Raw genomic sequence first — 14,629 nt, 5'->3', positions numbered from 1 at the left:
TAAGCATCCTAGCTTTTTTTATCTTTGTTCCATGTCGCTATTTGCAATAAAAGAAGAAATGGATGCCCTTGTGGCCGAATTAAACCAGCATAATTACAATTATTATGTTTTGGCGATGCCAACAATTGGCGATTTTGAGTTCGATAAAAAACTAAAACATCTGGCAGATTTGGAAGGTGAAAATCCAGATTTTGCAGATCCAAATTCACCAACACAGCGTGTAGGTGGCGACATTACCAAAAACTTTGTAACTGTTCAGCACAAGTACCCAATGCTTTCATTGGGAAATACTTACAACGAACAAGATTTAAGAGATTTTGATGAACGCATTCGCAAGGCAATTGGCGACAATTTCGAATATGTTTGCGAACTTAAATTTGACGGTTTATCCATCAGTCTTACTTACGAAAATGGGAAGCTTTTGCGAGCTGTTACCCGTGGTGATGGAACAAAAGGAGATGATGTAACCAATAATGTAAAAACCATCCATACCATACCACATCAACTTAAAACAAATAGTGCACCTGAACATTTCGAAATAAGAGGCGAAATATTTATGCATAAAGCTGCCTTCTTAAGGCTAAATGCTGCTCGCGAAGAACTTGGAGAAATTCCATATGCCAATCCAAGAAATTTTGCTTCAGGTACTATAAAAATGCAGGACAGTAAGGAAGTAGCTAAGCGTCCGTTAGATGGTTTTATTTATTTCCTATATACTGATAAAAATGAATTCAAAAACCACTGGGATAGCCTGAATGCTGTGAAAGATTGGGGTTTTCATGTCTGCGAACACAACAAATTAGTTAAAAATATACATGATGTCCTGGCATTTATCCACCATTGGGAAAATGAGCGATTTAAGCTTAGTTATGACATTGATGGAATTGTAATAAAAGTGAATAGTTATGCCCAACAACAGGAACTTGGCTTCACGGCTAAATCGCCTCGTTGGGCAATATCATACAAATATAAAGCCGCTGAAGTAGAAACCATACTCGAAAAAGTTACTTATCAGGTTGGCCGTACGGGTGCAGTTACACCAGTGGCAAATTTAAAACCTGTTCTACTTGCTGGAACAACCGTTAAAAGGGCAACACTGCATAATGCTAACGAAATTGAGCGATTGGATTTGCATGAAGGTGATACGGTTTTTGTTGAAAAAGGTGGCGAAATTATCCCTAAAATAATTAAAGTTAATCTCGATAAACGCAAGGCAAATTCAGCTAAAGTTAATTACCTGCATAACTGTCCGGAGTGCGGAACTGAACTTATCAGAAAAGAAGGTGAAGCGGTACACTATTGTCCTAATGATGAGGGTTGTCCGCCGCAGATTGTTGGCAAAATTCAGCATTTTATATCTCGCAAAGCGATGAATATTGATGGTTTAGGTGATGAAACCATCGAAACTTTCTATAAGAATGGATTGGTTAAGCACATCAGCGATTTATATACTTTACACGAAAAAGCAGAACAGCTGAAATCGCTCGATAGATTTGGTGAACGCTCAATTGAAAATATGTTAACTGGCATTGAAAAATCAAAAGAAATGCCTTTCGAGAAAGTGTTATTTGGCTTAGGTATTCGTTATGTCGGCGAAACTGTAGCCAAAAAACTAGCTGCAGGTGTTAAAAATATCGACAAATTATCAACGGCTACACTCGAAGAATTAATTGCAATCGATGAAATCGGACAGCGCATTGCTGAAAGCATTGTTGAATATTTTGGAAATCCAGCGCATTTGAAGCAAATAGAATTATTAAAATTAGCCGGATTAGCCTTTGAAATTGAGGAAAAGGTAATAACGCTCGACAGCGATACACTTATTGGAAAAACATTCGTAATTTCGGGCGTTTTCGAAAAATTTAGCCGCGATGAACTAAAGGATTTAATCGAAGCAAATGGTGGAAAAATTTTAAGTGGTATTTCTGGCAAGCTCGATTACTTAGTCGCAGGCGATAACATGGGACCATCAAAGCTCGAAAAAGCAACTAAATTAAAAGTTCCAATTATCAGCGATGCGGAGTTACTTGGAATGTTAGCAAAATAATGCACTTTAATATTAAAATATTAATTAGTATGAGACACATCCTAAACGGGGATTTATAAATAAAAGAACACATAGGCAAAATTGCCTATGCTGAGTAAAACAATAAATATCATAATGAACAAATTTCAGGGTACTGGTGTAGCTTTAGTTACACCTTTTAACACAGATGGACAAGTTGATTATAATGGTTTAAAAAACCTGATTAATCATTTGGTAGATGGAGGGGTAGATTACCTCGTTTCCTTAGGTACAACCGGCGAAACAGCCACAATGACCAAGGAAGAAAAGAAGAAGGTGTGGGCCTTTACTGCTGAAATTAATAACAATAGGTTACCTCTAGTTGCCGGAATTGGTGGCAATAATACTTTAGCCGTTGCTGATAATATTAAATCGTTCGATACAACCGGATATTCAGCAATTTTATCGGTTAGCCCATATTACAACAAACCAACTCAAGAAGGCATTTATCAGCACTATAAACATTTAGCTGAAATCTCTCCATTAGATTTAATTCTTTACAACGTTCCGGGACGTACCATGAGCAATATGAGTCCGGAAACGACTTGCAGGTTAGCACACGATTTTAAAAACATTATTGCAACAAAAGAAGCATCTGGAAGTTTTGATCAGTTTAATCAGATTATGAGAGATAAACCGGAGGATTTTCTTTTAATTTCTGGCGATGATCCGATTACTTTACCAATGATTGCTTTAGGCGCAAGTGGTATTATTTCTGTAATTGCAAATGCAGTACCTAAACCCTTTACCGATATGGTTAATCTATGCTTAGAAGGTAATTTTAAAGCTGCAAGCCCTGCTCATTTGGCACTAGTAGAATTTACTAGATTAGCATTCGCTGAAGGAAATCCGGCAGGAATTAAGGCTGCGTTAAAACACTTAAATATTTGTGGGGATACAGTAAGATTACCACTTATAAAAGCCTCGGCATCTTTAGAACAATTAATTATCGCTGAGCTAGAAAAAATAAATCAACCAGTATAATAAAATTTTAATACTAAAAAAGGCTTCCAGATTACATTTAGAAGCCTTTTTTAGTATTACTTAAATAACATTGGTGTAAAAGCAGATAAATAATCACGCCAGTTTGCCCAGGTATGGCCGCCATCACTTTCCTTATACTCATATTTGAAATTCATCCCGTCAAGTTTTTTGCGGTAGTCGCTCACATTCTTGTATAAGAAATCCGTTTTACCAATGGCTATCCAATAAAGTTTATAACCATTTTTCTTCTGAGTTTCCAACTTTGATTCCAAATCTTTATAAATAGGACTGCTTGCACTTGCTGGTGGCAGAATTGCAGGAGAAAATAATCCAACATAACCAAAAGTTTTAGGATAATTTGCAGAAATCCAAAGCGAATGAAATCCACCCATAGATAATCCTGCAATGGCCCGTTCATTCTGACTTTTCCCTGTACGATAGTTCTTTTCTGTAAAATCTATTACTTCCTTAAAATAACTTTCCATATCACCATTGAATACATCAGGCGTCATCATAATTGGTTTATATAGTCCTTTTGATGATTCTCCTGGAGCTGCAGTATTGCTAGTGTGACCATTAGTCATCACCATAATCATTGGTTTTGCCTTGCCTGATGCAATCAGATTATCTAAAATTTGTGAAGCCCTGCCAAGTTGCATCCAGGCTTCTTCATCGCCCCCTACTCCGTGTAATAAGTATAAGACCGGATAATTGCCTTTGGATGATTCATAACCTGGTGGCGTGTAAACTGTAAGTCTGCGGGTAGTTTTAAGTCCGGCAGATTCATACCAACGTTTAGCGACTGTTCCATGGGGCACATCCTTAACCGAATATAAATCTGCTTTACCATCTCCTGCTATAAAAACATTTACTACCGATGAAACATCACGTATAAGGTAAACATTATTCGGATCGCGTATTTTCAAGCCATCAACAATGAAACTATAACTGTAAAGTTCTGATGGTAAAATGGATGAAGTATATGTCCAAATGCTGTCTGCGCTTAATTTCATTAATTCTATTGCAGGCATATTTCCTTTAGCAACTAAAAAATCGCCCTGAATTTCTACCTTCCTGGCATTTGGAGCTTTGAGTCTGAAAGTGAACGTACCATCAGCATTTGCTTGAGGAGAAATGATTTCTTTCTGTTTTCCAAAATTCAGGTTCTCTTGAGCATGAACCAATGTGATACCGAAAATAAAAATAAGTAGTAGTATTTTTTTCATAATTGAAATGAATAGGGCTATAGTTAAAGATATAAAATAATCCTCAATGATATGATGGAATAAATTTATAGCAACAAAAAACGGATGCCTCTAAAGACACCCGTTCACTAATCAACTTAACCTAACAATATTATTAATACCCAGGATTTTGAGTTAATTTCTGGTTATTTTTAATTTCCGGAGTTGGTATTGGAAACAACAGATTTTTTGATTGCAATGCCTGATTAACATTTTTGTTAACATGGCCCACGAAATTATCAAAGCCTTTAGTTGTTTCGTTATAAGCTTTGCGTAAACGAAGCATATCAAACCAAAGTATGCCTTCATAACATAGTTCATGCCAGCGCTCGGTCCATACCGCCTCTTCAAAAGCAGTTTGTGATAATCCTGCCAATGGTGTTAAACCCGCCCTTGCACGAATAGCATTAACCGCTGCATAAGCTGCGGCATTAGCAGTTCCATCTGCTCTGTTTTGTGCTTCAGCATAAATTAGTAAGGTTTCTGCATATCGAATTTGCGGAATATTTAAATCGCTTCTGCTTGTTCCTTCTACGCCTAAAGTTCCGTTTGCAACAACATCGAAATGTTTAAAAACATAAGCTTTACCTCTATTTACCAATGGCAATTTGAAACCATCTGTATAGTAATCGGTATAGAAAAAGCCTTCACGATTTTTCACTCTGATATCAGTAGCATCATAAGAGTTAAAAAATTCGGATGTTGGGATTGATGTGGCAATACCATCAATCTTAGATACCAATGGCTGGTGCAATGGCAAATAAGAAGATTGAAGAGGATTGCCAGCGCCTGCAGCATCATTATACTGAATCCCGAATAAATGCTCTACCTTATTATCGTTTTTAGCATCGTGAAGTGCAGCATAATTAGGGAAAAGACCTAAAACAGTAGGATTAGCAATTGAATAATCAATTACCTCTTTGGCTTTAGTTGCAGCCAATCTATAATATTCAGCACCTTTATTTAACGGCTGACCAGCCATTGTTAAGTAGACTTTAGCAAGTTCTGTTTTTGCAGCAGCAGTAGATACACGTCCACTTGCATCCATAAATGGTAATCCGGCAGCTTCTGCCAAAATTAAATCATCTACAATTTGTTTATAAACTTGCTCCTGTGGTGTACGTGCTGGCGCAAAATTAGGGTCGCTTGGACTTGAAATTGGTTTCACAATCAATGGAACATCTCCCCACAAACGTACCAGATAAAAATATGCCCATGCCCTAACAAAAGCAGCTTCACCTAAAATTCGCTTTTTCTGTGTTGCATCCATTGGGTTTATTCCCGGCACTTTATCTAAAACTAAATTAGTTTGCGCAATAACTTTGTACAATCCATTCCAGTTTTGATTGATATGAAGGTTAGAACCGTCATATATCAATGAGTAGAGGTTATTCAAATCCGAGTTTTGTGCCGTTTCTGTAGTTTGAATACCTGTTGGCGCATCAAACATTTGCCAGTTATTTGAAAAAATCCCGGCTCCTCCGCCAATAAACCTCAATTCTGCGTAAACGGCAGCAATGCCCGCCTCAGCATGTTCTGGCAAAGTGTAAAAACTTGATGGTGATAAATTGGTGGGATCTTGCTCGTTTAAAAACTTCTTACATCCCGAATTACTCATAACCGCCCCGAAAAGAAGCGATGACAAAACAATATTTTTTATATTAATTTTCATTTTCGTATTTCTTATGAGTTAAAAATATTACAGCCCGATATTAAGACCAAGCATAAATGTTGTTGGCTTAGGATAATCAAAAAATGTTTGTCCTTGAGCAAAAGCGTTTCCATAAGTGGTTACCTCAGGGTCATTACCTGTATATTTCGTTGCAAGGAAAAAGTTTTGAACTGAGCCATAAACCCTTAGTCTACTCAACTTAAGTTTCTGGGTAATTGTCGAATTAAAGGTGTAGCCTAACAACAAATTCTTACCACGGATAAACGAGCCATCTTCTAGCCAATGCGTATCTACATTGGTTACGTAACCAGCAGATTGATCGCGAATTGCGGCAATTGGCGTATTCTGGTTTTGAGGTGTCCAGGCATTTAATACACTAGCAAAGCTATTGGCTTGTACTTGTCTGTCTTCACCAGAGTGGTGCGTCATGTTTAAAATGTCATTACCATATGAGTATTGAAGTTCAACAATCAAATCCAGATTTTTATACCTGAATGTATTTGAGAACGAACCCCAACCTTTTGGCGTACCATTTCCGATAATCTGTCTATCCGCATCTGTAATCGCTTTATCGTCATTTACGTCAAGGTATTTCACATCACCCGGTAAAAGTGTTTTACCACCTCTGTAACTCACAAATTGAGCTGCTGTAGCGCGTTCTGCCTCGCTCCATGTACCCAAACGAATAAGCCCCCAGAATGAACCTACCGGCTCACCGACTCTGATAATTCCCGTTTGATTGGTAAAGTTTGGATTACCAACACCAAAAATATCATCCGGAGTAGCTAATGAAAGTACTTTATTACGGTTTAAAGAAATATTGAAACTGGTTTTCCAAGTAAAGTCTTCCGACTCAATATTTATGGTATTAATACCCAAATCAACCCCTTTATTGCGCATAGAGCCAATGTTTTTACGGATCACAGCATAACCTGTTGAACGCGGAACTGGTGCATCCAGCAACATGTCTGTTGTTTTTCTATAATACACATCGGCTTCCAGGTTGATTCTGTTATTAAGTAAACCTAGTTCAAGTCCGGCATCGTATTGCGCTGTTTTCTCCCAAACTAAATCCGGATTTGCAAGTCTTCCAATACCTATACCGGTAACTCTACTATCGTTTATAATCGCAGAGTTGTTAACTAGTGTAGCTAAAGATTGATATGCAGGCAACTCAGAATTACCACTCAAACCATAACTTGTACGTAATTTTAAATTAGAGATGGTTGTATTTCCCTTAAGAAAACTTTCTTCCGAGACTTTCCAGGCTAACGCTGCCGATGGGAAGAATGCAAATTTATGGTTATCGCCGAATTTAGATGAACCATCTACCCTTCCTGTAAAAGTTACGAGATATTTATCTTTAAAAGCATAGTTTATCCTTCCAAAATAAGAATTGAAAGCCGAACGGTTTCTGCTAGAACCAACTGTAATCGATTTACTTCCTGAACCTAAATTATTGGTACCATAAAAATCGGTTACAAAGTTTTCAGCATGACTGGTGTTACTGAAAAAATTAGTTTCTTGCCATGAAAAACCCAATAAGGCATTTAAAGCATGCGACTCGCCAAAACGTTTGTTATACGTTAAATAATTCTCCAACGACCAGAAAGTTTCACGGTCATCGGTAATGTTTGCCGTACCATTTTGTCCGTCAGAAATTCCGTAAAGTAGTTTTGCATTGTACTCATTAATGTTTCTGCTTACTACGTTTGCGCCTAGCTGGGTTCTGAATTCTAAATCTTTTGTTAAACTAATCGTACTATAAAGACTTCCTAACGCAGTTTGGGTAACCACGCCGTACTTTTGGTCAGTTAAAATATGAACCGGGTTAGAACCGCCCTCAGCCCATGGTATAAGCTTGTTATCGCCCCATTTCCCATCAGGTAATTTAATAGGTAAAAACGGAAAGGCTTCAGTAATCATTCTAACCGAATTCAACCCACCGGTGCCTTGGTCTACAATGTTTTCTTGTTGATTATTGTAACTCAAATTACCGCCAACTTTTAACCAGCTTTTTATCTTGCTATCAAAATTAAATCTGGCAGAATAACGTTTTAGGTAAGAGTTTTTAAGAAGCCCTTCATCATTACGATAGCCAGCAAATATACCGTAAGTGCTGTTTTCGTTACCACCGGTAAATCCAAGCTGATGATTTTGAGAAAGTTTATTTTGTGTTGATTCTTTTAGCCAATCCGTATTATATAATGGATTTCCGTTGCCATCGAAAAACTGAGGCAAAGCAATACGTGCATTTTTTGGAACAGGCGTTGAAGCATAATTTCCAGCAGCCCAACCCACCGGATCGTAAACCTTAATGTTTTCATAAGCCAAATCCTGAACTTTTACGTATTCAAAAGCGTCAAGCATTTCAACATGTTTTGGTCCAAGCGTATTAACTGAAAAATCTGCGTCGTAAGTAATGCGCTGATTATTAGCCGTTCCCTTCTTGGTCGTGATTAGGATAACACCATTTGCACCCCTTGCACCGTAAATTGCGGTTGAAGATGCATCTTTTAAAACCTCAACAGATGCAATATCGCTTGGATTAATGTAATCAATGGCACTACTATTCTGCGTTTGTGAACCAACAGGCAAAGCTACACCATCTACCACGTAAAGCGGGTTATTACTGGTATTAATAGAACTGAAACCCCTGATTCGAATATTGGTTTGGCCACCAGGTCTTCCAGAATTGGTATTTACCTGTACCCCTGCAATTCTACCTGCCAAAGCCTGATTTAAAGAAGGAGCCGGGCGTTCTTGTAACTCGCTAGCCTTCACTACCCCAACAGAACCGGTAAGGTCACTCTTCTTAACCGCACCGTAACCAATTACCACTACATCATCAAGGTTACTGGCTTCAGCAGGTTCAATTTTTACACTAATTGTTGTGCCACTACCAACCGTAACATCTTTATTTTTGTAACCGATGAAACTAAAGCGAAGTACTTGACCAGCACTTGCTTCGATTACAAATTTACCAGAAGCATCAGTAACAGCAGATTTTCCGGTGGTTTGATTTTTCACGCCCACTCCAGGCATGGTTTGGTTTTTTTCATCCACCACCGTTCCACTAATGGTTGATTGCTGAACGAATAGCATTGGAGAGAAATTTTTCATCTTAAATCGCTGCGGATTTTCTTCCCCAGGATTCATTGAAAAAACGGGGCCATGGAGCAGCAAGAGCGCAGCAAGCCCAGAAATCTTTGATAGATTCATTTTCATAGTTTAGTATTTGGTTAGTTATTAATGGAAATTATAAATTACATAAAACGATTTAGTTAATAGGAAATATAAAACTTAGTTAATACATAATAATGACTCAAATATTTAAGTGAAAATCTGAGGTAAACAGCGAATTACTGTTTCTGGTGGGATGATTTTTTTGCTAATGATAGAAATGTAGATAAATCTCATAGGTATAACTTGGTTAGAATTAAAACGATTTACTACTTCAATAATAGGCAATTACAAATTTATAAACAAACAATTTTTAAAAAATATTTTACAGATAAGTATTTCTAGATATACAGTCTTATTAAAACTACATTAGAAGGAAGATGTGATTTTTTAAAGCATTCAAAATACCTTTTAAAAGCACTAATAGTTAGATTAATTATAAATTTATCCAATAACAAAAAAGGCCCCGAAATTTCGGGGCCTTTTACAAAATATTTTAGTCGCTTAAGCTTTGTTTTTAGTATCCTGTACTTCTAAACGAATAGCTTGAGCTAAATTTTTCAAATCTTGCATACCCTTACGTACACGTGTGCCAGCTGCGCTGTTACCTTTGTTATAGAACTTGTCTGCGTCAGCTTCCAAAGCTGCAACTAAACTTTTTACTTCTTCAAATTTTTTCATCTTTAAATGCTCCTGTAATTTTAGGTTTTTAGTTTTAATTTATTGTATATCTAATTTAATGTGTTTAATCAAATAAAAAAACTTTTGGCTGAATAAAAAAATGCCCCAAACACCGTTTTTTTCCACAATTAAGGCTTTTATACACAACAAGGCGTAACATATTTAACACAATTCACTTTAAATCAAAAGATTATGAAATTTAACGCAAAAAAAATGCCCTTTAAGCTAACTTAAAGGGCATTCATATTTAAACAATTTACTTAAGCAATAGCAAACTGATTTTCTTTATAATAACCGTTTTCTAATTTCTCTGCAACTTCGCTGAATGCATCTAATGTACGTTGAACATCTTCTAATGTATGAACAGCAGTTGGGATTAAACGTAATTCAATCATTCCTTTCGGAATAACCGGATAAACAACAATAGAACAGAAAATGCTATAATTTTGACGTAAATCGAAAGTAATGGCAGTTGCATCACTCAATTCACCTTTTAAGAAAACTGGCGTTACTACAGAATCGGTAACACCTAAATCAAAACCACGCTCACGTAAACCTTTTTGCAAAGTCATCGCAATTTCCCAAAGTTTGTCTTTTAGTTCAGGCTTGCTTTTTAGCAATTCTAAACGTTTTAACAATCCAATTACCATTGGCATTGGCAATGCTTTGGCAAAAGTTTGCGAACGCATGTTATACCTTAAGAAGTTTGTAATTTCTTCCGTTGATGCTACAAAAGCACCGATACCAGCCATTGATTTTGCAAATGTACCGAAGTATACATCGATACCTTCAATACAATCCTGGGCCTCATGTGTACCAGCTCCGGTTTTACCCATTGTACCAAAACCGTGCGCATCATCAACAAGGATTCTAAAATCAAAATCTTTCTTTAAATCAACAATTTCTTTCAATTTACCTTGTGCACCGCTCATTCCAAAAACACCTTCGGTAATTAATAAAATACCACCGCCAGATTCATTTGTTAATTTTGTAGCACGCTCAAGCTGCTTTCTTGCGCTTTCGATATCGTTGTGTTTGTATACAAATCTTTTACCCATATGAAGACGCAAACCATCAATAATACAAGCATGAGATTCGGCATCATAAACGATAACATCATTTCTATCCACCAAAGTATCGATAATTGATACCATACCTTGATAACCATAATTTAACAAGAAAGCATCAGGTTTACCGACAAAAGCTGCAAGTTCCTGCTCTAATTGCTCATGATATTTTGAGTTACCACTCATCATACGTGCACCCATCGGGTAAGCCATACCAAATTGCGCTGCCGCTTCTTCATCTGCTTTTCTAACCTCAGGATGATTGGCTAAACCTAAATAATTGTTTAAGCTCCAAACCAAGTGCTCTTTCCCTTTAAACTGCATGTGTGGTGCAATTTCTCCTTCCAATTTAGGGAAAGAAAAATACCCATGAGACCATTTTTGGTGTTGACCAAGTGGGCCCATGTGTTTTGCTATCTTCTCAAATATATCCAATGTATTATGTATTATTATTTGTATTAAATTTTGCGAATTTACGGTTTATTCGGCTTAAAATCAACTCGCTTCATCCTCAGGATGTCAATTATAAAATTTAGCGATTTATTATTACGCCAAAAAGGCCCCGATATATCGGAGCCTTGAAATTATATGCTATTTGAATTAATCAACATTATCGTGTAGGAATGAATTATTAGGTCTGATTTCTGTTCCTCCATCTTGGTCATTGCTTAACGTAAAGCGACTAACCTGAGATTCAGAAGAATGTTGAACTTGCTGCAATTGCATTTGCTTGCGCTTGTAAGCCGGTTCGTTTTCTAATTCCTGTAATCCATTTGTGGTGCGAAGTTTCATGCTTAAATCTTTCAAACGCATAATACGCTCTTTAGATTTTTTTAGTTGTTCTTCAACCGATTCGTCATTTTGATTATCATCTAAACCAACAACTGGTAATTCAGGCTCTGGTTCGGGCATTCTAGGTACTTCAGCAACCGGAGTTTCAAAAACATATTCAGTTTCTGCAAGCTTAATTTCAAATTCAAAACCTTGTTCTGAAGGTGCTTCAGCTTGTGGCTCTTCCTCAATTAAGGTGTGGCGAACAATTTCATTCTCAGGCTCCTGATATTTTGGTGCCTCAGATTTATTGAACATTCCACCAAACAAATCTGCTTGAGGCGCTTCTTCCTTTAACTTCATTACAGGCTCTTCAACTGGAGCAGCTTTAGGCTGAATGAATGAGTTAACAGGCTCAACCGGACGAACCAACGGTGCTTCTTCTGGTGTTAATAATGAAATTTTCTTTTTGTTTTTCTCCTCGTGAACACGCTCTTCAGATGTTTGGAAACCAGTAGCAATAATCGTTACTGATAATTTATCTTCCAACGTTTCATCCGTACAATTACCCCAGATTAAATCTGCAGATAAACCTGCTTTTTCCTGAATGTAATCTGTAATTACAGAAACTTCATCCATGGTAACCTCACGCATTCCTGAACTGATGTTCAACAAGATATAACGTGCACCTTCAATTTCATTGTCTTTTAAAAGTGGTGATGCCAAAGCACCCTCCACCGCTTGTAAAGCTCTATCCTCACCTTCAGATGCATGGCTACCCATGATTGCAACACCGCTATCTTTCATAACGGTACGCACATCTTTAAAATCGACGTTTATATAACCCGGAACAGTAATAATCTCAGCAATACCTTTAGCAGCAGTAGTTAAGATATCATCTGCCTGGCCAAAGGCCGAACCCAAGGTAAGGTTTCCGAAAATTTCGCGTAACCTATCGTTCGAAATAACTAAGTAAGAATCAACATACTTTTTTAATTCTTCCAAACCTTCATCAGCCTGTAATCTTCTACGTTTTCCTTCGAAAGAAAATGGAGTAGTAATTATAGCAACCGTTAATATATCAAGCTCTTTTGCAGCTTTTGCGATAATCGGACTTGCGCCAGTACCTGTACCACCACCCATTCCTGCTGTTATAAACAACATTTTGGTTGTGCTACCGAGCATAGCCTTAATATCATCGATATTCTCAATTGCTGAGTTTTTACCAACTTCAGGAATTGATCCTGCACCCATTCCTTCGGTTAAGCTAGCCCCCAATTGAACCTTATTAGGTATAGGACTAGACTCCAAAGCCTGAGCATCGGTATTACAAATAATAAAGTCTACACCCGTTATTCCCGACAGGTACATATGGTTTACTGCGTTGCCGCCACCGCCACCAACACCAATTACTTTGATGATTGACGACTTATCTTTTAACATTTCGAACTGCATAATCTTATGAATCAGTTGTTTAAAATTTTTTAAATTCTGTTCATTACTCCATGTAATATTAACACTTTTTCAACAGACGTTTTCCACAACTGTTCATAATGTGGAAAACTCAGCCTATGTTGAAAAAAATTAACCTTTCAGGTAATCTTCATCGCTTACATCCATATCATCCTGGATGAAAATTCTTGCTTTTCCTAAAAGCTTATCAAATAAACCAGGTCCGCTTTTTGCCTTTTCTTTTACAGGCTTTGATTTATCAACGATAACGGTTCCCTTTTTAATTTCGATTTCTTGCTCTTCAGCTCTTTGAATACCTTTAATTAATAAACCAACACTCGTTGCATACATCGGGCTTTTTAAATCATCATAAATGGTTTTTGGCATATCTTCATATTTAGATAAATGCTCGTTTGGATAACCAATACGACAATCTAAACCAGTTACGTATTCAACTGCCTGAGATAAATGCTTCAGCAAAGCACCACCACCAGTAATTACAATACCGCCGATTAATTTTTTCTCGTATCCCGATGATTTGATTTCGTAATAAACGTGCTCGATAATCTCTTCCATTCTGGCTTGGATTACATAAGCCAGGTTTTTCACAGAAATTTCTTTCGGCTCTCTGCCTCTTAAACCCGGAACGCAAATAATTTCGTTCTCTTTGTTTTCTTCTGCTAATGCCGAACCAAAACGGGTTTTTAATAACTCAGCCTGGTTACGCATAACCGAACATCCTTCTCTAATATCTTCCGTAACGCTATTGCCGCCAAATGGAATAACAGCAGTATGGCGAATAATCCCTTCGTGAAAAATAGCAATATCAGTTGTACCACCACCAATATCTACAAGTGCTATACCCGCTTCTTTTTCTTCATCGCTCAACACCGATTCTGAAGAAGCTAAAGGCTCAAGAATTAAATCCTGAGTTTGCAAACCTGCATTATTTACACATTTGATAATGTTTTTAACCGCCGTAACCTGACCAGAAATGATATGGAAGTTAGCCTCAAGGCGCACACCAGCCATCCCGATAGGATCTTTAATCCCCGGCTCGTTATCAATGGTAAATTCCTGTGGTAAAACATGAATAATTTCTTCGCCCGGAGGCATAACCAGTTTAAACATGTCATCAATTAACTTGTCGATATCTTTTTTACCGATTTCGTTATTTAATTCCCTTCTGGTTAAAATACCACGGTGCTGCAAACTCTTAATGTGCTGCCCTGCAATACCAACGTTAACAACCTGAATTTCTACATTCGATTGCCCGCTGGCGATTTCAACTGCCTGCATAATACCCTGCACGGTTTTCTGAATATTAGAAACCACACCCCTCGTTACACCTGCTGATTCGGCCTTGCCGATTCCTAATACTTCAATTTTTCCATGCTGTGTTCTGCGGCCTACAATAACACAAATTTTTGTAGTACCGATATCCAGGCCAACTACAATTGGAGACTGACTAATATGTTTTGCCTTGTCCATTTTCGTTAATTTTGTTGAG

General features: G+C 37.3%; 9 protein-coding genes. 2 read left to right on the top strand and 7 right to left on the bottom strand.

Going from position 1 to position 14,629, the window contains the following annotated elements:
* Positions 1–31: 31 nt before the first annotated feature.
* Positions 32–2,047 carry an NAD-dependent DNA ligase LigA gene (gene ligA / locus R2Q16_RS07275; RefSeq protein ID WP_316736136.1) on the top strand — a complete coding sequence of 672 codons (2,016 nt, stop codon included), beginning with the start codon at positions 32–34 and terminating at the stop codon, positions 2,045–2,047.
* 114 nt (positions 2,048–2,161) lie between these two features.
* A complete protein-coding gene (gene dapA / locus R2Q16_RS07270) occupies positions 2,162–3,049 on the top strand; it encodes a 4-hydroxy-tetrahydrodipicolinate synthase (protein WP_316736135.1) in 888 nt (295 codons plus the stop codon).
* Positions 3,050–3,105: 56 nt separating this feature from the next.
* Here dapA and R2Q16_RS07265 read toward each other — a convergent pair whose 3' ends face one another.
* The 7 genes from R2Q16_RS07265 to ftsA all read right to left on the bottom strand — a co-directional run bounded on the left by R2Q16_RS07265 (position 3,106) and on the right by ftsA (position 14,610).
* Positions 3,106–4,275, bottom strand: coding sequence for an alpha/beta hydrolase (locus R2Q16_RS07265; protein WP_316736134.1), 1,170 nt, complete (start codon positions 4,273–4,275; stop codon positions 3,106–3,108).
* 133 nt (positions 4,276–4,408) lie between these two features.
* Positions 4,409–5,965, bottom strand: coding sequence for a RagB/SusD family nutrient uptake outer membrane protein (locus R2Q16_RS07260; protein WP_316736132.1), 1,557 nt, complete (start codon positions 5,963–5,965; stop codon positions 4,409–4,411).
* A 27-nt stretch (positions 5,966–5,992) separates the two neighbouring features.
* Positions 5,993–9,187 carry a TonB-dependent receptor gene (locus R2Q16_RS07255; protein WP_316736131.1) on the bottom strand — a complete coding sequence of 1,065 codons (3,195 nt, stop codon included), beginning with the start codon at positions 9,185–9,187 and terminating at the stop codon, positions 5,993–5,995.
* Between the two features lie 465 nt (positions 9,188–9,652).
* Positions 9,653–9,829 (bottom strand): hypothetical protein, encoded by a 177-nt coding sequence (locus tag R2Q16_RS07250; protein ID WP_010602932.1) that lies wholly within the window; start codon positions 9,827–9,829, stop codon positions 9,653–9,655.
* Between the two features lie 260 nt (positions 9,830–10,089).
* On the bottom strand, positions 10,090–11,331 hold the full coding sequence (locus R2Q16_RS07245) for an aminotransferase class I/II-fold pyridoxal phosphate-dependent enzyme (RefSeq protein WP_316736130.1): 1,242 nt from the start codon (positions 11,329–11,331) through the stop codon (positions 10,090–10,092).
* Between the two features lie 165 nt (positions 11,332–11,496).
* A complete protein-coding gene (gene ftsZ / locus R2Q16_RS07240) occupies positions 11,497–13,122 on the bottom strand; it encodes a cell division protein FtsZ (RefSeq protein WP_316736128.1) in 1,626 nt (541 codons plus the stop codon).
* A gap of 129 nt (positions 13,123–13,251) precedes the next feature.
* Positions 13,252–14,610, bottom strand: a complete 1,359-nt coding sequence (gene ftsA, locus R2Q16_RS07235) for a cell division protein FtsA (protein WP_316736127.1) — start codon at positions 14,608–14,610, stop codon at positions 13,252–13,254.
* Positions 14,611–14,629 lie beyond the last annotated feature (19 nt).

It is taken from the genome of Pedobacter aquatilis, from assembly GCF_032678425.1.
GTDB lineage: Bacteria > Bacteroidota > Bacteroidia > Sphingobacteriales > Sphingobacteriaceae > Pedobacter > Pedobacter aquatilis_B.
Note: the sequence above shows the minus strand (reverse complement) of the source record. Positions and strands in the feature narration are given on the sequence as shown.